The sequence below is a fragment of the Paenibacillus sp. J22P165 genome, from assembly GCF_059692015.1.
In genome coordinates, this window is the sequence record NZ_JCAUAP010000002.1 from 693,820 (window position 1) to 717,430 (window position 23,611).

The 23,611-nt window shown below is 43.4% G+C and carries 22 protein-coding genes; 8 read left to right on the forward strand and 14 right to left on the reverse strand.

The genetic code is table 11. The features are described 5' to 3' along the window. Nucleotides 1–55 precede the first annotated feature (55 nt). Nucleotides 56–889, reverse strand: a complete 834-nt coding sequence (locus tag AC58QM_RS07275) for a helix-turn-helix domain-containing protein (protein WP_497282590.1) — start codon at nt 887–889, stop codon at nt 56–58. Between the two features lie 171 nt (nt 890–1,060). Between AC58QM_RS07275 and AC58QM_RS07280 the strand changes: the two genes are divergently transcribed. Further along, nucleotides 1,061–2,485 (forward strand): family 4 glycosyl hydrolase, encoded by a 1,425-nt coding sequence (locus tag AC58QM_RS07280; RefSeq protein ID WP_497282592.1) that lies wholly within the window; start codon nt 1,061–1,063, stop codon nt 2,483–2,485. A gap of 108 nt (nt 2,486–2,593) precedes the next feature. On the opposite strand, the gene AC58QM_RS07285 is transcribed toward AC58QM_RS07280, so the two are convergent. From AC58QM_RS07285 to AC58QM_RS07315, 7 genes are all read right to left on the reverse strand, one after another. Continuing rightward, a complete protein-coding gene (locus tag AC58QM_RS07285; RefSeq protein WP_497282593.1) occupies nt 2,594–3,796 on the reverse strand; it encodes a multidrug effflux MFS transporter in 1,203 nt (400 codons plus the stop codon). Nucleotides 3,797–3,836: 40 nt separating this feature from the next. Continuing rightward, nucleotides 3,837–5,102, reverse strand: coding sequence for an MFS transporter (locus tag AC58QM_RS07290; RefSeq protein WP_497282595.1), 1,266 nt, complete (start codon nt 5,100–5,102; stop codon nt 3,837–3,839). Between the two features lie 36 nt (nt 5,103–5,138). Next, nucleotides 5,139–5,600, reverse strand: coding sequence for a MarR family winged helix-turn-helix transcriptional regulator (locus AC58QM_RS07295; RefSeq protein WP_497282597.1), 462 nt, complete (start codon nt 5,598–5,600; stop codon nt 5,139–5,141). A 143-nt stretch (nt 5,601–5,743) separates the two neighbouring features. Continuing rightward, complete coding sequence (locus tag AC58QM_RS07300; protein WP_497282599.1) at nt 5,744–7,603, reverse strand: FtsX-like permease family protein; 1,860 nt, start codon at nt 7,601–7,603, stop codon at nt 5,744–5,746. After that, entirely contained in the window at nt 7,593–8,348 is a 756-nt protein-coding gene (locus AC58QM_RS07305; RefSeq protein ID WP_497282601.1) for an ABC transporter ATP-binding protein, read from the reverse strand. The genes AC58QM_RS07300 and AC58QM_RS07305 overlap by 11 nt, the downstream gene beginning before the upstream one ends. A 152-nt stretch (nt 8,349–8,500) precedes the next feature. Next, entirely contained in the window at nt 8,501–9,499 is a 999-nt protein-coding gene (locus AC58QM_RS07310) for a sensor histidine kinase (RefSeq protein WP_497282603.1), read from the reverse strand. Between the two features lie 12 nt (nt 9,500–9,511). Then, on the reverse strand, nt 9,512–10,204 hold the full coding sequence (locus AC58QM_RS07315) for a response regulator transcription factor (protein ID WP_497282605.1): 693 nt from the start codon (nt 10,202–10,204) through the stop codon (nt 9,512–9,514). Nucleotides 10,205–10,419: 215 nt separating this feature from the next. Here AC58QM_RS07315 and AC58QM_RS07320 point away from each other — a divergent pair, with 215 nt between their 5' ends. The 4 genes from AC58QM_RS07320 to AC58QM_RS07335 all read left to right on the forward strand — a co-directional run bounded on the left by AC58QM_RS07320 (nt 10,420) and on the right by AC58QM_RS07335 (nt 12,681). Beyond that, nucleotides 10,420–10,569 carry a hypothetical protein gene (locus tag AC58QM_RS07320; protein ID WP_497282607.1) on the forward strand — a complete coding sequence of 50 codons (150 nt, stop codon included), beginning with the start codon at nt 10,420–10,422 and terminating at the stop codon, nt 10,567–10,569. Nucleotides 10,570–10,722: 153 nt separating this feature from the next. Then, nucleotides 10,723–11,805 carry a stalk domain-containing protein gene (locus AC58QM_RS07325; protein ID WP_497282609.1) on the forward strand — a complete coding sequence of 361 codons (1,083 nt, stop codon included), beginning with the start codon at nt 10,723–10,725 and terminating at the stop codon, nt 11,803–11,805. Nucleotides 11,806–11,887: 82 nt separating this feature from the next. Continuing rightward, the gene (locus AC58QM_RS07330; protein WP_497282611.1) at nt 11,888–12,385 is read left to right on the forward strand and encodes a hypothetical protein; all 498 of its coding nucleotides are present in this window, start codon (nt 11,888–11,890) and stop codon (nt 12,383–12,385) included. Nucleotides 12,386–12,519: 134 nt separating this feature from the next. Further along, nucleotides 12,520–12,681 (forward strand): hypothetical protein, encoded by a 162-nt coding sequence (locus AC58QM_RS07335; protein WP_497282612.1) that lies wholly within the window; start codon nt 12,520–12,522, stop codon nt 12,679–12,681. A 93-nt stretch (nt 12,682–12,774) separates the two neighbouring features. Here the strand turns inward: AC58QM_RS07335 and AC58QM_RS07340 are convergent, their stop codons facing one another. Together AC58QM_RS07340 and AC58QM_RS07345 are read right to left on the reverse strand one after the other, a co-directional pair. Beyond that, the gene (locus tag AC58QM_RS07340) at nt 12,775–17,031 is read right to left on the reverse strand and encodes a PKD domain-containing protein (protein WP_497282613.1); all 4,257 of its coding nucleotides are present in this window, start codon (nt 17,029–17,031) and stop codon (nt 12,775–12,777) included. 166 nt (nt 17,032–17,197) lie between these two features. Next, nucleotides 17,198–17,446, reverse strand: a complete 249-nt coding sequence (locus tag AC58QM_RS07345; protein WP_497282615.1) for a hypothetical protein — start codon at nt 17,444–17,446, stop codon at nt 17,198–17,200. Between the two features lie 156 nt (nt 17,447–17,602). Between AC58QM_RS07345 and AC58QM_RS07350 the strand changes: the two genes are divergently transcribed. Further along, nucleotides 17,603–18,457, forward strand: coding sequence for an AraC family transcriptional regulator (locus tag AC58QM_RS07350; RefSeq protein WP_497282616.1), 855 nt, complete (start codon nt 17,603–17,605; stop codon nt 18,455–18,457). A 96-nt stretch (nt 18,458–18,553) separates the two neighbouring features. Further along, nucleotides 18,554–19,462, forward strand: a complete 909-nt coding sequence (locus AC58QM_RS07355; RefSeq protein ID WP_497282617.1) for a haloalkane dehalogenase — start codon at nt 18,554–18,556, stop codon at nt 19,460–19,462. An 86-nt stretch (nt 19,463–19,548) separates the two neighbouring features. Here AC58QM_RS07355 and AC58QM_RS07360 read toward each other — a convergent pair whose 3' ends face one another. The 3 genes from AC58QM_RS07360 to AC58QM_RS07370 form a co-directional block, all read right to left on the reverse strand. Further along, nucleotides 19,549–20,211, reverse strand: a complete 663-nt coding sequence (locus AC58QM_RS07360) for a serine/threonine protein kinase (protein WP_497282618.1) — start codon at nt 20,209–20,211, stop codon at nt 19,549–19,551. A 93-nt stretch (nt 20,212–20,304) separates the two neighbouring features. Next, nucleotides 20,305–21,426 (reverse strand): alpha/beta hydrolase, encoded by a 1,122-nt coding sequence (locus tag AC58QM_RS07365; RefSeq protein ID WP_497282620.1) that lies wholly within the window; start codon nt 21,424–21,426, stop codon nt 20,305–20,307. Between the two features lie 190 nt (nt 21,427–21,616). Continuing rightward, nucleotides 21,617–22,000: a hypothetical protein gene (locus AC58QM_RS07370; RefSeq protein WP_497282622.1), complete on the reverse strand. Its 384-nt coding sequence runs from the start codon at nt 21,998–22,000 to the stop codon at nt 21,617–21,619. An 85-nt stretch (nt 22,001–22,085) separates the two neighbouring features. On the opposite strand from AC58QM_RS07370, the gene AC58QM_RS07375 reads away from it, so the two are divergent. After that, complete coding sequence (locus AC58QM_RS07375) at nt 22,086–23,252, forward strand: FAD-dependent monooxygenase (protein ID WP_497282623.1); 1,167 nt, start codon at nt 22,086–22,088, stop codon at nt 23,250–23,252. A gap of 10 nt (nt 23,253–23,262) precedes the next feature. Here the strand turns inward: AC58QM_RS07375 and AC58QM_RS07380 are convergent, their stop codons facing one another. After that, entirely contained in the window at nt 23,263–23,610 is a 348-nt protein-coding gene (locus AC58QM_RS07380; RefSeq protein WP_497282624.1) for a hypothetical protein, read from the reverse strand. Between the last annotated feature and the right edge of the window lies 1 nt (nt 23,611).

Below are 23,611 nucleotides of genomic sequence, written 5' to 3' on the forward strand. Positions count from 1 at the left end.
AGAAAGACCGATGTTCCCCTAGTGAAAGGGGATATCGGTCTTTCTACCTTACTGTTTACACAAATTTGCTTGGAGGCACTTTGTAGTGTTTCTTGAATGCTTTGGAGAACGAATAGGCATCAGGGTAACCTAAAAGGGAAGCGACTTGCTGCATCGAATACCGCTGGGTGTAGACCAAGTCTCTCGCTCGGTTCATCCTTAATTGGAACATGTACTGTCCTGGCGTAACGCCTAATGCTTGTTTGAAATAGCGTATAAAGTATTTTTCCGACATCCCAGCCACCTCGGCCAATTCCGTAATACGGATGGCTCGATGCAAATTCTCCTGAATGTAACGAATCGTCGATTGCAAAAAAAATAAATTCCCAGCATGCTCATGCCTTAGCGAATCAGTCAGAAATTCTCCTTTGTAAGTTCCAGCTCCATAGCATTCTAAGATGCGGGCAATCAGAATCATCAAACTTCCCTTCAACCGCATTCCAGACATCCCTACTGTAGTCAGGTTTCCCTGAAAAATTTTCCGCAAACCATCTACTTCTTCTGCGATAAGACTTCCTGTGACGATACCACTCAAAGGGAAGGACTCCAGAATGCGTTGTTGCTCCCCTAATCCAAAATCGAAATGAAGATAAATAAAACGGCATGCTTGAATGCCGTTCATTGCCGTGTAAGGGATTCCCGGATAAAACAACACCAAATCGCCAACGGTTGCTGTATGAATTGATTTTCCTGACTGAATCTCAACTTGACCTTCTTGGATTAGCCACAGATCGTAATTATGATGGGACTTGCTTTCCACCCAGCCAGCGGGATGAAGAATTGAATTATAGGAAGTAATGCGTAATGAGACATGCTCTGACAAATCGTTAAACAGATCCGTGCTATTCATCGGTTAATCATCCTCTTACTTTTTGTCATAAAACTCTCAAAGCTATAGTCTTCCCGAGTATTCCCTGCATCAATAATCATACTATTTGACATCTATGTGGAACTATCCTGCATTTTCTCTCAGACTTATTCTCTTATAATTAAGGCATACCCTGAAATGGAGGAAATTAACATGCCTACTACACAGATTCAGAAACCTAAAGTTGTGGTTATCGGAGCAGGAAGTTTATTTTTCGGACGCCAGTCTATCTGGCAGATGGTGCATTCTACTTATTTGAACAAAGGAACGCTTGCCTTGGTGGATACGGATGAGAAACGTCTGAACAAGATGGTGACGCTTGCCAAAATGGTCGCCGCAGAGAACCAAGTGGAACTAGTGATTGAAGGTTCTACCGACCGTAGAGACGTGTTGCCGGGTGCGGATTTCGTTGTGCTTAGCTTCGCTGAAGATACGGTTAAGTACAGAGGCATCGATTGTGCGATTTCGGAAAAATACGGCATTCGCATGTGTTCCGGCGATACAATTGGTCCAGGCGGTATCTTCCGAGCTATGCGGGAATTGCCTGTCATCATGGAATGTGCGCGTGACATCGAGGAATTATGCCCTGATGCGTGGGTAATCAATTACATTAACCCCTCTGCTGTTCACGGTATAGCCTTGAGTCGTTACGCACCAAAACTGAAGAGTTTTGCTCTATGCGATGGTCATCATATGCCAGGGAAGAAAATTAACTACGCTTGGCGCGCTGGAATTGTGGCAGATCCAAGCGAATATACAGCGGAGATGGACAGTCGCTTCGATCTGCGAATTGCTGGCGTCAATCATTTTACCTGGATGCTCCAGGCAGATTATGATGGTACCGATGTCATGCCTGACATTGCAGCTTCCTTGAAGAAATCCGCCGAAACAGAAACTGCTGGTGGGGATACTGGTGCAAAAGCGAAAGACAATGATGCCATAAGCTATCAATTGTATGACATTTACGGTTATGTACCGACATGCACACCTCATACGAAAGAGTATCTGCGTTTCTGGCAGGGGCTCGGTCGTACACCGGATGCCATTCCTCCATTATCCATCTGGGAAACAGATGCACGTTATATCCGACATGATGACATGTGGAAGCAAGTCGACGACTTTATCGAAGGAAGAATCCCTATTCAATCGTATATGGACACCTTCGGACCAGACCATGCGACGGATATTATTGAGAATATGGTTGGGGGCTTGGGCAAACCTTTCTACATCAACACGACAAATCAAGGTGCTGTACCCAATATGAATAATGACGCTTTCCTAGAATTGTTATGTGATGTATCCATGGATGGTATCAAACCGTTACCCGTTGGTAATATGCCCCGGGGACTTCGTGGCTTGCAGGAACTTGTGCTAGATGCACATGAATTGACGGCGGAAGCCGTTGTTGAAGGCAGTCGTGAGAAGTTGAGACGGGCAATGTTGACGGATCCGTTGGTTAATTCCATTGCAGACGCTGATCGTATTATTGAAGAGTTGCTGGAGTTGGAGCGTGATGTGATACCGAGTCATTGGTATACGACTGTTGAAGAGAATTCCTTAAAAAGCGTTGGTGTCTAATCCAGTCCAGTACATCCAGAAAGAATTGACTTCGTCACAAGAAAACGGAAAAATCCCAACCATCAGATACGATGGTTGGGATTTTTTTGGAATTTATTGAAATCGTCGTCAAGCCGCTGCTTTCGCTCCTTTTCTCACTAAAAGGAAATAAGATAACATCCCAGCGGCGCTAGTGCCTAGAATAATGGCACCTAGTGGAACAGCCGTATGCTCCCCGGCAATACCAACTAGTGGAGAAACGACCGCACCGAGCAAGAAAGGAATGACGCCCATGAGTGCAGCCGCACTCCCCGCCATATGTCCTTGACTCTCCATGGCCAGCGGGAATGCTGCTGTGGATGTAATCCCGATAGCCGCTACGAAGAAAACGAGCGGAATCACGAGTGCGTACAGTGGACCGTGGAAAATAGCCACCAATAAGACGGCGATACTAGCTGCGCTAGCAAGCCATAGACCGAACAACATGAATGTCTGCTCGGATACACGATGTGACATCCGACCGACAAGTTGGGAACCGATAATCAAGGTAATACCGTTCGATCCGAATAATAAGGCAAAAACCGTAGGGGAAACCCCGTAAATATTTTGATAAATAAACGGTGTACCCGAAACATACGCGAAGACTCCCGCGATCATAACCCCTTGTGCGAGCATGTATCCCGTAAAGGAACGGTCACGCAAAAGCGACCCATAATTACGCAATTGCTGAGCGAAATTACTAGGACTTCGGCGCTCGACAGGCAGCGTCTCTTGGAGTCTCCATTTTGTCATCGCAAAGAGGAAAGTCCCGAGTATCGCCAAAGCGATAAAGACGCCGATCCAGCTAGTTAGCGTTAAAACGCCACTTCCCGTTACAGGAGCTACAAGCGGACCCAAATTCCCTACTAGCAAGAGCAGTGAGAAAAATTTGGTGAGCTCGTGACCGCTAAACATATCGCGTGCAATTGCCCGGGAAATGACGATTCCCGCTGAAGCAACAAAACCTTGTACGAGTCGCGCGAGAATCAGCGTCCATATATTCGGCGAGATTGCACAAACGATTGATATCACAACATAAATAGCCATGGAAATGAGCAGCGGCTTGCGTCTGCCGTAGACGTCACTTAGCGAACCCATGACCATCTGACCAATACCCAGACCGAGTAAACAGGCGGTCAGACTGAGTTGAACGAGGGAAGCGGTCGTGCCAAATTGTTCTACAATTTGTGGGAAGGCCGGTAAATACATATCAATGGTAAAAGGGCCAAGTGTCGAAAATAAACCGAGCAGCAGTGCCAAGCGAACGGCATGCTGTTTGTTCTTGTTGGTCATTGTATTATGTTCTCCTCTTCTGCATTCCGTATCCTAATCTCTATCTATTTTTGTTCCACCATAACATAACTGTATAGTTTTTGACAACAGTTAAAACGCGAGAATGGCGTTTAGTCGCTATAACATACTGCAGCGACCCGAGGATGACGAACACGGCCATAACGCCCGCAGAATATCGATACATCACAGAGTAGTTAGTGATTGAGGAAACGAGACCAAGCAGAATCGCGCCAACAGCAACGCCGAAATCGGTTGAATTGTAGAACATGCTGTTCACCATGCCATACTGCTCCGGCTTCGAGGAACGCAACATCCAAGCTTGAATGGTAGGCTGGATAGCGCCGAATCCGGCACCATAGAGCAGCGCGGATACGATTAACATCGGCATGGCATGTGTATTCGACAACACGACCATACTTGCGGTAACGAACAAGCCAGCCGGAATCAGTATGGAAGCATGTCCGAACCGATCGAAGATGCGACCCGAGAAGGGACGTACGAGAATAATGGTGATCGCGTTGAACAGGAAGAATAAGCCCACCTGCTCGATGTGAACATAATCGCCGAATAGGGCTAGGAAACTAAGCAGACCGCTATACGTGATGGAGAGAAACACATTCAGAAGTACGGGAAACAACAGCTGACGGTTGAAGCCAGGTTTGGCAGCAGGTTTGGATTGAACACCTTGTTGATCAGAATCAAGCTTTATTTTCTCCTCGGCGGCTTGATCCCGCTTCGAACGCGACAGCCACAATACTGGGAAGATAACCACGGATGTAATCAATCCGATCATCGTCAATGGCATGAAGCCTGCCTGTTTCATCACATTCAGCCCGATGGACGGGCCAATCGACATGGCAAGACTCGTCGACAAACCGAAATACCCGATGCCCTCGCCCATTCGGCGCAGCGGAATGATTCGGGATACAAGTGTCGGCAGAATCGTGCTCGCCATCCCGAAGCCGATGCCATAGCCAATACGCAGCGACAATAACGTGGCGAATGAGCCTGCTGCCGAGTACAGCGCTGTCGTTGCCGCAGCAATAATAAGCCCTGCGAGCAATAGCTTCATCCGCGAAATGCGCGGCATGAGCGCTGCCGTCGCGAAGCGCGATAAGATGGCCGCAAGCGCAAAAACAGACGTAACAAGACTAGCTTGTACGTTTCCTGTATGAAATTCAGCCTTCACATAGGCTGGAAAAGATGAAAGTAGCATTTGCAAACTTAGAAATAATAGAAAAAAACAAATCGTCAAAGCGATGAACGGTCTCGTCCATAAGGGAGTTTGTTGTTGTTCTGGCTGCACGTTAGATCATCTCCGCATAAATTTTTATTCCTATGATTAGTCTTCTACTAGCTCCGAATGTCCGAGCTTTCCACTCACGTGAAGTTGGATGCGTAGCAGCAACTCCATTATAATGTCGTACTCCGCTTCTGATATACAAGCTTTCACATCAGCTGTCACACTATCTTCAATCGGTGTCGTTACACGGATGAGGTCTTGACCGAGCTCCGTGCTGTACACGAGAAACGATCGTCGATCTCGATCGCCTGCTTTCTTATAGATAAGCCCTTTCTTCTCCAGATGATCCAAAATCCGCGTAGTTGTCGGCTTGTCCTTACCGGTCCGTTCGGCAATTTCACGCTGAATCAACCCTTGCGCGCAATCAATCTGATTCAAAGCGGACCACTGCTCGGGCGTAATCCCATGCGCGTGTAGTCGTTGTTGAAACAAAGCTGTCAACTTGCGGTGTGTAACCCCCATCGCGAATCCGATCGGCAAAAGACGGGAATCGGTTGACATAAGTGATGCCCCCTCATTAATAGTTGTTTAGACAACTATATGTTAGACAACATTTTCTGTCAAGGTCATTGAAGTTTTATTCGCTACAAAAAAAAAGGCATCCAATCCTCCCGATTGGACGCCTATTACCTGTAAGACTTTTTTCAGCTGACGATTAAATGCTTTCTGATCACGTTCAAGAAATTTCTTCTAATAAACAAGAAATAGACGATTTGAAGGACCAAGAAGACGCCCATAACCGTAACCGCGGCTTCACTGACATCCAGTTTAAAAAGCCTATGCAGAGCTGCTAAAGCAATGGCGGAATGTAATGTTGCCACCATGTATGGAAGCAAGAACATGACACCAATTTCAATCGAAACCACTTTCTTAATTTCTTTGAAAGTGACACCGATTTTATATAATTGCTTATATTTCTGTTTATCGGTTTCCTGATCCATATAAAATTTGTTGTACACAAAGCTGCCTGAAGCGACGAAGAAGATGATACCTAAGAAAATCGATAAGAACAAAATCGTGCCATACGCTCTTTTCTCGGTTTCATAGATATGGGCTTTGGAATAAAATAAGGCATACTGATTATCCCCATATTGCTGCTCATATGCGTCATATACAACATAAGTATTGGACCAATCCTTGACATGAAACATATATTGAGGCTGGGCTTGTTCGACGACTTCAATTCGATCAAACAACGAATCGGCTACAACATATAGCGTATTTATATGATCCGTAAACAGCTTCGCATGAATTTCTTCTTTGATTTGCAGACTATTCCCTTCAATCGTTGGATGACTTACACCTTCGTTTTCCTCTGTGGGTACGATTTTCATCGTTTCTAGTTCACGAAAAGACATGGTATTCAAGTTTAATACTTTGGCGAATTGATTATACACGCTTGCTTTCATAATCGGTATCACAGACTCGTCCACTTGAACCATATATTTCATGTCTACAACTATTTTCTCATAGGGAAAATGGTTTCTCTGCAATTGATCTTCAATAAATCGTATCTCTTCAGCCGTGGAAGCATTCGTTCCAAACGTTTGATATGAAAAAGCCATAGGATGTCGTTCTTCTATTTTAGTTAGCGTATTCATCCAATAGGCATAAGAGGTGCCGCTCAATATAACAGCAGCTGTTGACGTAATGGTAATGATAAAAAACATGCTGGCATTGTCCCGTATGCGATAGAACAAATTCGATATCCAGATCAGATTCGTGTTTCTTAAATAATGGATCCTGTTCTTTTTTAATAAAGCGATCGCGAATACACTGAACTGTGAAAATAGCAAATACGTGGCAATCACGACCATGCCTATAATCATGACTATATATTTATCCAAATTACCTTTAAAGGCAACAAATGACAAGGCATACGCAGCAAGGAGTAGAAGGATGCCCAAGACCGCAACTAGTGGAGAAAATTTAGGCGTTGGCTTCGGTGATTTCGTTGCTTTAAGCAAGCGTAAAATATCTTTCTCCTTCACGATCCATGAAGTAAAGAAAGAGACCAATATGCCGAGTAGCAGGAAACAGACAAGCGTAATCAGAATCGCTTTTATCGGAAAATAAAACGGCAAGGAAGTCAGCCTCAGCAACCTCTCGATAATCGTCAGAATGAGTTTGGAAAACACCAAGCCCGTAACGATACCGCCGATTGTAGCCGCGACACTGATGATCATATTTTCAATCGCGATCATCCTAAGCAGTTGACTCCTCGTGATGCCGAGCATATAGAGGATGCCAAATTCCTTATACCTCTTTTTTAATAAGACGCCTATGGAATAGAAGACGAAGAAGAACAAAAATAAATAAGCAATGATTTCCGTACCCAAAAGGGATACCTTGATATAAGATTTGAAAGTGCCTTTATCCGGGTGAAAAATAAACATAGTAAGTGAAAAAAATAGCGTAACGGAAATAAGCATACTTAAGAAATAAGCGAAATAGTGCTTACCGTTGCGTAGAACATTTCTCATCGCAAACTGTTTAAATTCCATGATCCGCACCGCCTAATAACGAAAGTACATCGATAATCTGTTGGTAGAAAGGCTGCCTCCTGCCTCCACTATGAATTTCATTATAGATAGCGCCGTCTTTAATAAAAATAATTCGGCCGCAATAGCTGGCTGCCACTGGGTCATGCGTCACCATGATCGTAGTCAGCTGCTGTTCTTTATTGATTTTCTCAAACAATTCCATGACGGTTCTTGCAGACTTGGAATCTAAGTTCCCCGTTGGTTCATCCGCCAAAAGGAGTGAAGGTTGGTGGATGATAGCTCGGGCTATCGCCGTTCGTTGAGCTTCGCCTCCAGAGATTTCATAGGTCCTTTTGTCGAGCAAATGTTCAATACGTAATGTCTTAGCAATGCTTTGCAGTCTTCTGTCCTGCTCCATAACCGAGACCCGATCTAGGGTAAGAGGCAAAACCACATTCTCCCCCACGGTTAACGTGTCAAGTAAATTAAAATCTTGAAAGACAAAACCAAGTTCTCTACGTCTAAATAGCGCTAATTTATCTCCAGTTAGTTGCAGTGGATTGAAGCCTTTAATCTGAATGTCTCCGGTCGTGGGTTGATCAACTGTAGAGATCATATTTAATAAAGTCGTTTTGCCGCTGCCCGATGGTCCCATCACTCCGACAAATTCTCCAGGTTCAATGGCGAAGCTAATTTGATTTAAAGCATGAGATATTACTTCTTTCCCATATGTTTTACTCAGATGATGAACTGTTAACATAGCCATGCCAACTCCTTGTTATTTGATTTTCCTTCATGATCGTACTCCTTCGCCTCCTTTTCAGCGATTCAACTTTCTTACTCGATTCTTACATTGTTGTAAGGTTGGAAGATGCAAAAAGAACATGCATTAGATATAAGGCACGTTCTTCATAGGCTTTAGGTATGATCCTTTGGGATAAGTTCAAACAGAATGCTGACTTTGGTACCTTCGTTCACTTCGGACTGAATCACAAGTTTATGATGTAAGTTTTCACATATTTTTTGGGCCAAATACAGACCCATTCCCGTAGATTCTCCGAAAACCCTTCCGTTCTCACCTGTAAAGAATGGCTGAAAGACTCTCCTTATATCCTTAGGATGTATGCCAATGCCTTCATCTATGACTTCTAACACAGCATGCTCTTCAGTTGTATAAGCAGTAATCGTCACATATTTCCCTTTTCCCTTGGCATATTTGATGGCGTTTGTTAGCAATTGCTCGATGACGAATTTGATCCATTTTACATCCGTGTATACCTCAATCGTGTCGTCCACGTCTGCCTTCGGCAGCATATTATTTTTAATGAACAGTTTTTTTTCTTGGCTGATGCTGTCCAAAATTAATGGCTTCAAGCTTGCCTTTTCAATCACAAAATCTCTTTCGAAAGCATCGATCCGTGCATAATATAACGCCATATTCAGACCTTTTTCCATTTTATATACTTCTTCACTCATCCCATGTGCATAGGGTTCACCTGCATGGGCTTCGAGCTGAAGTCTCATGACAGAAAGCGGTGTTTTCATTTGATGCACCCATTGATTAATAAAGGTTAAATGCTCTTGATGATTTTGCTTAAGTTGTTGCAGATTTCTCCCGTACAATCCGTATTGTTGCTTTAATAGTGCAGCTATATGGCGACCCCAGAAGGAATCACCTTGATCCAAAGTGGTTTCCTCAATGTCCTCAAAGTTTCTATGTAGTCGTACATAGACATCCTTCGATTTCACATATTTCCACCCTAAAAAAACAAGAAGAATAAAAGAATTGAATAGGAAAGCATATAACACATCTACCCATGGAAAATCGCTCGCAAGCACACAATAAAAGGTAGTTAGAATAACAGAGAAATAGTAAAACCCGATATAACTCTTGTGTTCATTTAAAAATAAACTCATCTGCCATTCCCCTTACCAGCTCTTGTTTAGCTTGTAGCCCAAGCCTCTTATCGTTTCAATCCCGTTCTCAATATGGAGGTCTTGCAATTTCTTTCTTAACCTCGTGACATTTACATTGAGTGTGTTCTCTTCCACAAAATCGGCGTGATCCCACATTTGCTCCAAAAGATAGTTTCGGTTTACCACTTTAGGGTAGGTCTGAATGAGATTCTCGATCAAAATAGCTTCTTTCTTAGTCAGGATCGTCATCTTACTTTGAAACTCCAGCTCTACTCTTTCTGGATAAAATTTCAACCCTTCCAATTCGACTACCCGCTCGACTGTAGCAGGGGCATATTCCCCAAATACCCGTCTGATATGGCTGTTTATTTTGGCCATAACGACCTCATACGAGAAGGGTTTCGTGATGTAATCATCCGCTCCGTTCTCAAGAGCTCTTACTTGATCGATCCCGCTCTCTCTGGCGGAAATAAAGAGGATGGGGACCTTGGACGATTCTCTGATCCTCCTACACCAATAAAACCCATCAAATTTGGGCAGATTAACATCCAATAGGACAAGATGAGGCTGGAGAAGCTGAAATTGTTCCAAAATGCTTTCAAAATTGTCAGCAACTGTGGCTGAAAGTCCGTATTTCTCAATATGTTCTTTCAATAAACGACTGATGGATAGATCATCTTCAATGATATAAATCACATACTTCATGTAACAGCCACCTCCAGGTTCAAGCACATCGACATCGAATTTCAAAAAAAAGACAATTCCATTGTATCATTTTATCCAATCTACTTAATTATCATCAGATTCTGCTTTTCTTCGAAGTAATGAGCACTGGAAGAATAAACTTGATTTTGATCACCCATACTAAGAATACACCTTAGCGTACTACTTGATTATTTGACGTTTGGAGGACGACGATCTTGGACATTGATGCTTTTCTAACTGAAGTCCTCAAATCCAATGAGGATTGGCATGTGACGATGAAAGATGGTATTTCGATCATAGACTCCGCTGTGGAAAGAGAAATTCCTTTCGACAACAACGATGACTATCTAGAGTCTGGTTTTTAGAAAAATCCATATCTCACAATGAAAGCCCGGGGAAGCATGAACTCCCTAGGGCTTTTTTTTTTAATAACTGCAACCTATTTGCAACAACCTCCGTCTGAAGGATTGTCAACTTGATTGATACATACTCTACAGAATTGGAAGGAGCAATATTTAATGAAAAAGAAACTAACGGTAATTTTAACATTGGCAGGGATACTCGGCACGACTGCAGCAGTTGGAGCAGAGGATTTAGTTGAAAAGGTGACAGGTTATTTACAAAAGGATGTTAAGATCATTGTAAACGGACAAGACAGCGCACTTACACCTGTCTATATCGATGGCAAAGCCTATCTGCCAGTTCGCGATGCAGCTACCCAACTTGGATATACAGTAAGTTACGATGAAGCCAACAAAGAAATCGAGCTAGATGAAGCGGCTGACTTGATGCGTGAAACTGGTGTGATCGTAAGCGTGCAATCTAACCAAGACGGTAACTACCGTATCGAACTGCTTGGCAGCACATGGGTTATCCTGACTGTTGATAAAACAACAACGATTAAAAGCCTAGACGGTAAAACACTAACTCCTGCTGATTTGAAAGCTGGCACACAAATCGATGCCGAATTCGGACCTGCTATGGCGATGAGTTACCCTGGCCAAGCGCATGCAGTAAATGTTAATGTTCACGCTGATCGTGCAATCAAAGAAGATACAATCAAAGAAGTAAAACATACAGATGATGGCTGGCAAGTTCAGCTTGGCGATGCTTTGGTATTGAACGCAGGTAAAGAAACTCGCGTATTGACATCCCAAGGTGAGTCCGTGAATTGGGAAGATTTGAAAGCAGGTACGAAGGTAAAAGCTTACTACGGTCCTTTCGAGACGAAAAGCCTTCCGCCTCAAAGCCCAGTTTACCTTTTAGTTGTTCAGTCACAATCGCCAGCTATTGGCCAGCCGAAAATGTCACCAGAATCGGCACAAGAATACCGTGACTTAGCATGGGCACAAGTGAAAGAGCAAGTGTCCCATATTACGACAAAACAAGACGAAGCATCCGTTCAAATTGTGTCCTCTAAAGAAGTTGGGGTATTGGCTTCCACAGACGAGCAAAAGAAATTGCTTGCAGACGTTCAAGCTGCGAACGGTAACTTTGTAACGGTTACTTACACAACAGATCAAGACGAGTTGCTTGGACCTTTGACAGCTGTATTTGATTTCAACACAAAAGCTTTCATCGGCTTCAACGCTAGAAGATAAATAAATATTGAAAAGCCTCGAAATCGACCTCGGTTGAATTTCGGGGCTTTTATTTTATAGGGGCTATGTTAGGGGGTTAATAATGAAAAGAGGTATCCTACTGGTTGTATGGCTATTCACTATAAGTTTATCGCTAATCGGCTGCGAGAAAAGTTCAACACAAATCAATGCAGTGGCAGGAGACCAGCTTTACATCATTGATGGTTATACGACCAAACTTTCTTCGATGAAACTTACTGAGGTTGCCTCACTCCCCTACTTTACTAAACCATTCCTATGTGTAGCAAAAGACGAAAATGGACAACAATTCGCAGTACTGTTTCACTCCATTGAACAAGTTGAAACTGTAAAGTTACCTATTACTTATGAAAATATCATTAACCGAATCGAATCCGAGGGTTACCATGTCAAACTTGGAACCAGCTCTGTTCAACATGTACACCTATTTCTCATTAACCATAGTTTGTTTTGGAATTTTGATGATGGTACAGAAAAACTATTTTTAAATCTCAATGGCGAAATTGAACTCGATCCATTTAGGAGCAATCAATCTTCCTATGGGCCAAAAATCAACACGTAACGTTAACATTTTCGACCTATAAAGAGCTCTTATGTTTCCCATGAAGAATATGTTAAAATACGAATAGGCAGACTAATGCTCTGCAAATGCTAGCGCATACAGATTTCCAAAATGACCATATGGGAGGCTTTAATATGGATGATTATTTTTTGGTTAAAGACGGTAGAATCGTACGCTGGGATGGGCTTACACTAGGTGGAACCAAAATCCGAGCAGACGAGCTAACAGAGTCTTTTGGACGTAAAGCACTTGAGGAAATCGAACGTTTTGGCTTTTATACCATTAAGAAACCGTAACGAACCTACCCATTAAAGGAGGCTGTCTCAAAAAGTCGAGCTAGACTTTTGAAACAGCCTCTTTTTTCGTTAATGACCTTTAAACAATGCCAATTATTGGGCCGAATCTAACATCCGTTTGATCATTGTAGCGGCTTGTGCTCTAGTTAGGTTCCCGAGTGGAACGAGCTCCTTCGTGCGAATGCCATTTAGTAATCCTGCTTTTATCGCGGCAGCCACCTCTGGTTTTACTGCGTTATTAATCATCTTTGTATCGTCGAATGCAGCGAGTACCCTCGTTATTTCCGAGTCCGAGATCGTGACGGATTTACCCAAATATGTCAGCGTGCGCACGATGAAGCTGCTAGCTTCCTCACGAGTCACCTTCCGATTAGGCGCGAAGCCACCTTCCCCTTCGGTAATAATGCCTGCCTTGATTGCAGCACCGATATCACCTGCATATGCGGCTGTTGCAGGCACATCCTTCACTTTGGAAGCAGCCGCCACATCCGCTTTCATCCCACTTGCACTTACAAGCATCGAAGTGAATTCAGCTCTTGTCATTTCTTGATCAGGCTTGAACTTCTTCTCTTCGACTCCGCGAATCAGCTTCTTAATACCAAGATCTTCGATATCCATTCTCGCCCAATGACCTGCCAAATCCGTAAACAGATTGACTGGGTAGTTCTGTTTTATCTTAGGAATAATGCTGCTTTGTACTTTCGTATGCGTCGTACCATCTGTCATGATCAGAATACGATCGATGTCAGCACCGCCTTTACGGGACCAAACTTTAAGGACGTGAATGCCCTCATCCAAAGCAAATTGATAATTATCGAAGGCGCGTTTCCAATCCGCATCTTTCAACGTAATGCGTTTCAGCTCCGAATCATCCCACTGAATAAAGACAGAACCATTTGAGGCAGATTCACCCGTTGAATAAATATGGGCTTGGAAAGCCCCAGGATCGGTCACATTCAATTCATACTGAACGTACTTCATATCAGGTAAAACTTTGTCCGCCGGCATCGTATCTTTATACGCTGGATCCAGCACATCCTTATTCGTCACATCTGGAAGGTTTTTACCAAATTTAACGTAGGTACCGCCAGAAGCTTTGCTCGATGAAACGAGGGAGATTTGATCACTCTGGCTGCTCGAGTTCGCTGTATAATCTTCCGCTTCAAACAAGACGTACGTATTCTCATCATCTGGATCCGTCTTTTTGACATCCAAATAGCCAAACGGACTGCCAATACTGATCGGAAGTGTGATGGAAGAAGTTCCACCCAGTGTATCCGTGACCGTTAAGGTTACTTTCATAGCGCCAACTTTGTTAAAGACATGGCTTGTCTTGCTTAAGTTTTCACCCGTTTGAAGCGGTGTTCCATCGCCAAAATCCCATTCATATTTCGCAATTTTGTCTCCCAATGCGAGATCTGGATCATTCGAAGCGGACGCATCAAACGCGATTTTCGTTCCAGGTCTACCAGCGGCGTGGTCGGAATTCAGTTTAACCACAGGCACCTTGTTCGGGTCCTTGTTATCAACCAGAATGGTCATTGTATCTGTATTTCCCGCACTATCTGTCACTTTCAGATTGGCCAAATACATACCAAATGCTTTATATTCTTTCGTGGGTGAAGCTTGATCAGATGTCGTTCCATCGCCGAAATTCCACGCATAGGTCAGACCTGCTCCCGTACTTCCCGATGATGAGAAAGTAACAGTACGTGTGCCTTTCCCCCGCTCACCGAATTCAATAGCTTTGTTTGCCGAGACTTTCGCAAGCGGCAGATTGGTAACGAGCGCAGCGGATTTCTCAAACTCGATGGCATAGTCGGACGATTGGGCTAAATCTAAAGTAATCACGCCATCTTTCGTTTTCGTGTCCACCTTGATGCCATTTATCGTAATGGTTTTCACATTTACACCTGCAGGCAGCGTCAAGCTCATTTGGGCTGCTTGTTTCAGGTCAGAAACCTTACCGGTCCAGCCTTTACTATCCATGTGCTGAACCCAAGTAACCGCCACATCACTCGTCATGATGGATGCGCCATTCACTTGCGCCTTCTTGCCCTCGCGAACCATCACATCACTAGCGTTAGCGCTTGTTTCTCGCAGCCAAGCGAAGTTGGCGTCCGACGTCAAATGACCTGCTGTGACTTGTACACCGCTGCCAGCTTGCAACAGATACGTATCCGTTGTGTTGCCTTTAACCACACGAGCACCTGTCATCGAACTAGTGCTTAAATCTTGCACATCGGGTGCATTCTCGTTTAATTCTTGCGGCACGAGAATCGTCAAGAACTGAGCATTCTCCTTCTTCTGCTCCGCACTCACATACTGTTCTTTAATATCTTCCTTGAACAGACTCGTCACCGAATCATTCGCTTGGAATTTAGCCGTTTGCGGGAACATATACGTTGCCATCTTCGCTTCACTCAAGTCGTAGTAGGGCACTACAGCACTTTGTGAAGCTTCTGGTTTGTTCAATAATTCTGGCGTTTTCTCCTTCGTAATCGACCACTCTGCTTGATTGCCAGTCAAATTCAAGGCACCGAGACTGTGCAGATACATATCAAAGTCAGCCTTACCACTCTTCGACGTAACTCGATCGGCGACGACGAAATATTCTTGTCCCGGAAATGCAATTCCACGGTTATGTGTCCCCAATACTTCAGCCTGATCGGAGTAGTAGTCGCCTTCTTTTTGAGCAAAATCAAAATAATTCGTATCGATCTCGTAACTGCTTCGAACACCGGTCATGGGATCGGTTTCGTTCTTCACGCCCCTGCCGTTCATCGTAATGACGTTGTGCGCCTGCGGCTTTTTCAAGAAGGACGCGAATGCGCTGTATTGCCCATATCCGGTATCATTCGCTAGGAGTGCATTTTTTCCATACATATTAAAATGAAGCTGGTCTTGATGCTGATGGTTGTCCGACTCTGGATGGCCATTAAACATTAACCACAGGCTGTTCTTGCCGTTTGGTTCGAATTTCGAATCCCATTGATTACCCAAGATTGCGATCCCGCCAAAAGGTTCCTTCGTCTTCGAATTGACACCGCCATTCATAAATGTAGTGCGAGACACGGTAGGACGCTTTGGCTCAATGGTCGAATCATAGGTCAGATACTCATCAATGGCAATCTGATATTGCGATGTCGCACCTGTATAGTCATCCAAGTAGATCTGAGAATTGGCATAATTCCATTGAAAAACTTCACCCAGCTTAAGCCCGCTTCCGAACTGTGGCGCTTGAACATCTTTGTATAAATGAGCAGCCATATGCGTTGGATACGGCTTCACATAACTATCTTCTGTGCTGGACAGCCAGCCATTGCCCATTCTCCCCCGAACAGCATACTCAAACATGGGCTCCGTCTGCTTAATGAGTGCTGCAGGTGAAATATTGCCAGGTGCTTGATCGCCTACAACATTCTTGTACTGATACAGAAACGGCACCAAGTTAACAAAGGTAAACACGCCATAATGAGCACCTTCCCTCGATATCCCATCCGCACTAAACTGATAGTCAAACGTGTTATGGGTACGCTCAATCGCCAAATTCATCCAGTACTGTGCTTCTGGTTCTTCAGCTAAGGTGAGTGCAACTGTACCTAAGCCTAGCGCTGGTTTCGAGCGATGATTATGTGGACGAGGCGGTTGTGGCTGCATCAGCCAATCTGCGATAAAAGCCGCTTCTTTCTTCAGCCTTGCTCGCGCTTCTTTGTTTTCTGTTTCTGTTAAAAATGGAACTAACCAATCGTATGCGGACGCATAATCCTGCAAATAGGTCGCCCAGTAGATATCACCGTCATCTTTGGTTCGATTTGCTACAGTGCCCGTGTACATGTTCACGGTTGCTGTAATGGCTTTATTTTTCACATTGTTGATTTCAGCCTCTGAATAATTCTTGTCATCTTTAATCATTACATAATAAAAAGCTAATAATTTCGCGCCACGAGAGCGATCATTTTCATGCAAATTGGCATTACTGTAGTCATAGTTCATATAGACCGTATCGACATCAGCTTTGATTTTGGCCCATAACTTTTCATAATAAGAGCCTTTTATATTTCTTCTTGCTTGGTAAGCTTCAAGCTCACTGGAATTAAACCACAGACTCGGATGCATCTCTTTGGCAGGCAATGCGCCTAAAATGGTTTGGGGATCTGCCAGCTTCTGTTTCAATTCTGTGGTACTCTTTTTCTCATCCGAAGTTTTGGATTCAGGCGGAATCAAGTCAGGATCTGTGAACTGAATCCCCGTAAAGGACGAATAGTCGTAAGCGCTTACTAAACTAGGCAGCGTTACTAGCATGCTTGCAACGACACCTGCGGATATCAAACTTTTTAAATGCTTCAATACGTCTACCTCCTGCGCATGAATGGTATAAAATCCCTTTTATTATAAAGATTGTTGAAACGCTTCAATTGGATTTTTCTGGGGTTGTGTTGTGTTTTCTTTTGAAAGTAACATCATTTTCTGGAAAATAAATAAGGAACAATTGCCGCGGCAACTGCTCCTTATCTTAGAAAGGAAATTTGATGAGTACGAATAGCAAAATGAGGGTTCCGGCGACTACAGAGAACAGTCCTTTCTTATCTTGTTTGATTAAGTATTGAGCACCACCATTAAAAATCAATGAAGCATTCAGTGCAACCATCATCCAAGAAAGCCTTGTGTCAGTTTCACTACTTTCAAATAGCAAAATAGATAGGCCAATAGCTACAGTGAGTAAACTGAATACAATTCCTAGTATTTTTATACCTTTATTCATTACTAGTCACCTTCCTTTCCGCTGCCACTTTCCCCTTTACAATTTTACCATATATATACACTTGATGGTTTGATTCGTTTGGTTTTCATTTCATAAATTGCAGATCATACGTATAATAAAGATGAACTACCAAAGCTAGAAAGGGATATATGGCCTATGTTGTTTGAACAATTCCGCCCACTTCCGCAGCTTAGTGCGTATGTTGACAGCATTTTGGTTCAGGAGGACTTTGACCCCATCAACTTCGCCAATCGGAACCCCGTTAAGGTTCTGCCTTCGACACTTGCTGTTATTGGGATACAATATGGAAATCGTATGAAAGTCATTGTGGACCACAAAATCGATTTGCTAGGTACTAGCGGGTTAACCGGTCTGCAAACCACGTATAGAGAATATCTAAGCACTGGGAGCGTCGGAACGATCATTATTCGGTTCAAGCCAGGTGGTTTGAAGGCATTTACACCCTATCCGATTCACGAATTTCAGGATGCCAACATAGATCTACATCTCATCTTCAAGCTGCATCTGGTTTCCCAGATGGAACAGCGACTTAGCGAAGCAACAACTATTGCCGATCGGGTAGCTATTGTACAAGCATTCTTACTTTTGACGCTGGAGCATCAGTCTGGGGATCAGGTGATTGTACAAGTCGCAAAGCAGATACAACAGCAAAAAGGGGACGTTTCCATCAAACAATTAGCCGATGACTTTTGGGTTGGCAAACGAACGTTGGAACGTAAGTTTAACGCGATTATTGGTATCACACCCAAAAAGTTTGCCAATATTGTCAGGTTTCAGCATACCCTTCAACTTAAAAAATCCGGACACGATTACCTGGATATCGTTCATGCATGTAATTTTAACGATCACGCCCATTTCGCGCATGACTTTAAAGCGTTCACTGGGTGTACGCCTGAACAATTTTTCCGAAATGAAGTGCAACCGGAACTCGCCAAACATTTTAGCGGGAGCCGTGACCAATCACTCACAACGGATATTATGTATCAATAGTTATTCCAAACAATGACGCTTTTTTACAATGGGATACGCTCAACAAAGGATACAATAGACCATGTTGAAACAAACATGTGAAGGAGCTGCAACTGTATGACTAACCCGGAGTCTCTCCCTATCGGAAAAGAGTACCCATTCGAGTCCCGTTTTCTTGAAGTAAACGGTCATCACTTACATTATATCGATCAAGGTTCAGGGGAGCCCATCCTGTATTTGCACGGCAACCCAACGTGGTCTTACATGTGGAGAAACATTATTCCCCATCTGGAAAATACTGCCCGTTGCATAGCTGTGGATCTAATGGGCATGGGCCGCTCCGACAAATCAGATACTGGCCACATCTTCTTGGAGCATGTCGAGTACATTAGCCAGTTTATTGAGAAACTGGGTCTTACCAATATCACTATCGTCGGACACGATTGGGGAATGGCCATTGGCTTGCAGTATGCGATGAATCATCCTGATCGGGTGAAGGCAATTGCGATGATTGAACCGCAAGCGTTGTATCCTTGCCCGACGTGGTCTGAATTTACGCCTGCTGAATCGAAAGAGCTTTTCCAGACACTTCGCGATCCCGAATTGGGATGGCCGTTCATGCGAGATAACAACGTATTTGTGGAAGGCATGCCGCATATCATCATCAATCGACCTTTTACACCGGATGAGCATGAATACTATCGTGAACCCTTCAGGGACAAAGAGATGCGAAAACCTATGTGGGTGTTTCCAAACCAGATTCCAATCGAAGGTAAGCCAAGCGAAGTCGTTCAAGCCGTGGAGGAAAGGAACAAATGGTTCACTGCGTCCGCCATGCCAAAAATTTTGTTTTACGCTGCACCCGGATGTACCATTCGTGAACCGCAACTTAGCTGGTGTCATGCCAATCTACAGAACTTGGAGATGAAGGATATTGGCAAGGGCTTTCATCATTTAGTGGAGGAAAACCCACACTTCATTGGGCAAGAACTCCAAAGGTGGTACCTTCAAATTACGCAAGATTAGCCAATTGCTAACGAAAAAGGCTGCCGATCAGGTATTGATTGATCACGGCAGCCTTCTTTTAATTTTATTGAAAGAAAAATAATTGCCTACGTACCTTTCTTGGATAGACCACCCGAAGTTCGTGTCCAACTGCGGTATTTCCGGTAACCTCGGCGGACAAGTAGCAGCAGGATCTCTGGAAACGGCAGCTTGCGTACCCATGGGAAATAAAAGCGATCATAGGCGCGCTTCAAATCGTCCCACATCGAGCAATGATCATCTTTCAAGAAATCCGATACGTCGACGACCAAGCCTCGACCATTGTTTTGCATCACATTTTTACCATGCACATCATGTGGTTTTAATCCCCGGCTAACCGCATACTTGAGCGCCTCATCGATATCATGCAGTACTTGACGCGGAATTGGAATGCCTCGTAACACGGATTGATATAATGTAACACCCGTTAAACGACGCAACACGAGATACGTATCCCCCGCATACAGACATTCGGAATACCCTGGATGATTGCCCAGCCGTCGATATATTTCTTTTTCATCCTCTAAGCCTGGCCGCCCTGGCGCATACACCTTCACCACCAAATCCGGAAAGCTTGGATGCATCAGCACAGCCGCATAATTACCCGCTCCGACAAGCTGCCATGGTTCAGGAACACGATAAACGACGATTGGGTCATAAGGTCGCTCACTGGCAATATGCAAATTCGGAAGCAATTGCGTTTCAATTACTTCGATCCAGCGTTTCTGCACGCCCCTGTCACCCCCATCTATTATTGGAGGTATTATACAAAAATATGAAGTAATATGCTAGAAGAAATTTAGTATGCACGTTCGTGCTATGTTTCACAGGGAAATAGTCTTTAAAAAGCTCTCTATTTCATTCCAAGCTTCCCCGCTCGAGAATAAGAAAAAATGATCACCACGATATATGGTCTTCATTGTCTTCTCGCCTCCCCACTTATCTACTAGTTTTTTAGAATAAGCAATAGGAATATTTCGATCTAACTCACCTGCTAGACATAGTAAAGGAGTATGAATTGAAGGCGCTTTTTTTATTGAGTTAAAGGTTTCTTCTATAAAAAGGGAAAGCGGAAACATATGATGCAGCTGTAACGCATTTGAGATATTTGTACCTAATAACTTAGCGTAATTATCATAGGGAGACACAAGAATTGTACCGATTGTAGAGCGTTCCTTTGATAAATTCACGGCGACCCCAGTTCCAAGACTATATCCCATAGATACTATTTTCGTATTATCAATATCGCCTCTTTTTGAGAAATAATCATAAATGGAATTCGCATCGAGGTATAAGTTTTGCTCGCTTGGCTCCCCCTCGCTCCGTCCAAACGATCTATAATTAATTAGCGCTATCGACCAACCATCCAGTATCTCAGCGATTGATAGCATATCTGATACTTGTTCTGAAGAACCACCGAAGTATAAAATAAGCGGAGATTGTTTATCATTGTCCGTATTCCTCAAAAGCCACCCATGTAATTGGATATTGTCAGTTGCATTTATTTTGATTTCCTCAGCATGACTGTAAAGTAAGCTTATGTGATCTGAACTAACTTGATCCAATTTCTTGGGTTGGTAAACAAGGTGATTTATATTTATCATTCCATCTAGATTGTGATAAATAAAGAGGCAAAGGCATAAATACGTGCCGACCAGGATTGAACAAGTTAAAGATAGTACTATTTTTAATTTACTTACCTGTTTTTGATTCATTTTTATGAATATTATCGTTAAAAGTACAAGTAGAATTATGGAACTTATAGCGAAAATATGTATTGCGAATGCATTCCTCTTAAAAAATTCTAAATCACCTAACTTCATTTGCTCTAACTGTTTAGACCAAATGATTACTTTGTACAAGATCAGATTACTTGATACGCCTACAACACTCAAACATGCAAACAATATGGTAATCATCAGCATACCTTTTTTACGAAGTTCCACTCAACAACCTCCGTTCCTATTAACATCGGCGTGTATTCAACTAAAATTGTAACTGTTATTTACTGGGATTTATATATACATATTTTACCTGTCTATTAAAATTATTGACCTTGTTTTAGGTTATTAAAAAAGGGCCCGCTCAAAATGAGCAGCCCCTTGGTATCTAAAAACTTCCATGATGTCCCTTCACTTATCTCTTATACGGGTCTCGTCCTTCTTCTAAATGATTAAACTTGATGCCTCTCTGTATATCCCCGTCACTGGGTCCGATCTGTATCCACTGCCCAATTCCCCTATCCGTATAGGTATATGGAACACCAGGTTCATCAGTAAAAATTACATATACGCCCATTTGTGGAACTTTTCCAAAATAAGCTTTAATTCTAGCGATTTCAGATAATTCATAGTGCTTCTCGTTAACAAGATATACTCGCAAGCCTTTTTCAAGTCTACTCTTCTTCACTTCAAGCAGAGAATATATTGAACATATGCAAAGAAGGATGACAATGAGTCCAATCCAACGACCTTTTTTATTTATGGTTGTAAGCCTCCTGTTTATAAAATATTTCGCCATATTTAGGAGTGGTCATCCGCCCCCTCATTGATTATGATGAGACTAACGAAAAAAGCACGGCTCAACGAGTAGGGAGGATTTACCTATGGGTACAACAACAAAACGTAAAGCGATCATAATTGGAGCAGGCATTGGTGGATTATGCGCAGCATTGTCGCTTCAGTTACAAGGATGGCAAGTATCGGTTTTCGAAAAGGCAACCTCTTTAAGAGAAGCTGGAGCTGGAATTGTGCTAGCTGCCAACGCGATGAAAGCTCTTGATTTGCTTGGTGTTGGCAATACCGTCCGGAAAATAGGAGCATCAGTTATGCATGGTGACATTCGAACTTGGGACGGCAAAATCATTACGAGCCTCCCCGTTGCGAAACAAGCGGCTCTATACGGCACCCAAAGCTATGTCATTCTTAGAGCTGATCTTCAATCGATTCTTGTGGAAGCGGTCACTGCGACAACCCCCATTCAGACCAACAAACAATGGATGGATGGGCAACAGAATGATCAAGGTGTTGTCGCTGTTTTCGAAGATGGATCCCAGGAGACTGCGGATGTCTTGATTGGTGCCGACGGAGTTCACTCTGCTGTACGCGAACGACTTTTTGGCCAGAGTATGGAACGTTACTCGGGTTATATCGCGCTAAGAGGTGTTTGTCAGCATGAAGAGTCCATAGATACCCATATTGGCGGGGGGTTCGAAGCGCTGGGGCCTGGCAAACGTTTTGGACTCTCGAGCCTCGGCAATGGCCGTTCGTTCTGGTTTGCTGCAATTAATGCGCCACAAGGCAAGCTACCTCAAGTAGAAGAGAGACAATCGGAACTACTGCGTCAATTTCACGGCTGGCATAGTCCGATCCTGACTGCTATTGAAGGAACAGAGGCATCCACCATTTTAGCCCATAACATTGTTGACCGAGCACCACTACCAAAGTGGAGTTCCAGTAGAATGACGCTTCTCGGAGATGCGGCACATCCCATGCTGCCCAATTTAGGACAGGGAGGCGCGCAAGCGATCGAAGATGCCATTGTCCTAGCCAGATGCCTGCAGCACTCGGATATTCCGGTTGCACTTGCAGCCTATGAGAAGGAACGTATGCCACGTGTAAACCGCATCACTAGAATGTCTCGATCGATGGGACGAATCGTACAACTTGAGAACACGCTACTTATCTATGGCCGCAATAAGCTTCTGGCTTCTTTGTCAGATGCCCTATATATTAGACGCTTTGATCCTATCATTGGCTATGAAGTAAAATAAACAGCTTGATCTATGATTGTGATTTTAACAATTTAGATCGGAGCCATGGATAAGTCATTAACAATGAGGCAAGTAAAATCAACATTGGAATTATTACAAGAAGTCCCACACTTCCCATGTTCGGGTTCCAAAAAGAAACAAGAGGCAAGCTCAAAAGCAAACACACATTCATGAATATTGCCTTTTGCGTAACGGATGCGATGATTAACACTAAGCTAAGTGGGATCATTATGGCTGGAAGACCTCCTAAGTCTGAGCCAATTTCAATCTTAATCTTAATAAAAAGAAATATCGTAACTGCTAAAGCAAGAAATCCTATATTGGAAGCGATTTTCTTCATAATGTCTTCACTCATCATC

Bases quoted from the DNA above. Each gene is read 5' to 3' on its own strand.
- AC58QM_RS07335 (WP_497282612.1), top strand. From the start codon at position 12,520: ATGGATGATTATTTTTTGGTTAAAGACGGTAGAATCGTACGCTGGGAT.
- AC58QM_RS07380 (WP_497282624.1), bottom strand. From the start codon at position 23,610: ATGATGAGTGAAGACATTATGAAGAAAATCGCTTCCAATATAGGATTT.
- AC58QM_RS07330 (WP_497282611.1), top strand. From the start codon at position 11,888: ATGAAAAGAGGTATCCTACTGGTTGTATGGCTATTCACTATAAGTTTA.
- AC58QM_RS07325 (WP_497282609.1), top strand. From the start codon at position 10,723: ATGAAAAAGAAACTAACGGTAATTTTAACATTGGCAGGGATACTCGGC.
- AC58QM_RS07345 (WP_497282615.1), bottom strand. From the start codon at position 17,446: ATGAATAAAGGTATAAAAATACTAGGAATTGTATTCAGTTTACTCACT.
- AC58QM_RS07275 (WP_497282590.1), bottom strand. From the start codon at position 889: ATGAATAGCACGGATCTGTTTAACGATTTGTCAGAGCATGTCTCATTA.
- AC58QM_RS07350 (WP_497282616.1), top strand. From the start codon at position 17,603: ATGTTGTTTGAACAATTCCGCCCACTTCCGCAGCTTAGTGCGTATGTT.
- AC58QM_RS07280 (WP_497282592.1), top strand. From the start codon at position 1,061: ATGCCTACTACACAGATTCAGAAACCTAAAGTTGTGGTTATCGGAGCA.
- AC58QM_RS07285 (WP_497282593.1), bottom strand. From the start codon at position 3,796: ATGACCAACAAGAACAAACAGCATGCCGTTCGCTTGGCACTGCTGCTC.
- AC58QM_RS07305 (WP_497282601.1), bottom strand. From the start codon at position 8,348: ATGGCTATGTTAACAGTTCATCATCTGAGTAAAACATATGGGAAAGAA.
- AC58QM_RS07355 (WP_497282617.1), top strand. From the start codon at position 18,554: ATGACTAACCCGGAGTCTCTCCCTATCGGAAAAGAGTACCCATTCGAG.
- AC58QM_RS07370 (WP_497282622.1), bottom strand. From the start codon at position 22,000: ATGGCGAAATATTTTATAAACAGGAGGCTTACAACCATAAATAAAAAA.
- AC58QM_RS07300 (WP_497282599.1), bottom strand. From the start codon at position 7,603: ATGGAATTTAAACAGTTTGCGATGAGAAATGTTCTACGCAACGGTAAG.
- AC58QM_RS07295 (WP_497282597.1), bottom strand. From the start codon at position 5,600: ATGTCAACCGATTCCCGTCTTTTGCCGATCGGATTCGCGATGGGGGTT.
- AC58QM_RS07310 (WP_497282603.1), bottom strand. From the start codon at position 9,499: ATGAGTTTATTTTTAAATGAACACAAGAGTTATATCGGGTTTTACTAT.
- AC58QM_RS07315 (WP_497282605.1), bottom strand. From the start codon at position 10,204: ATGAAGTATGTGATTTATATCATTGAAGATGATCTATCCATCAGTCGT.
- AC58QM_RS07375 (WP_497282623.1), top strand. From the start codon at position 22,086: ATGGGTACAACAACAAAACGTAAAGCGATCATAATTGGAGCAGGCATT.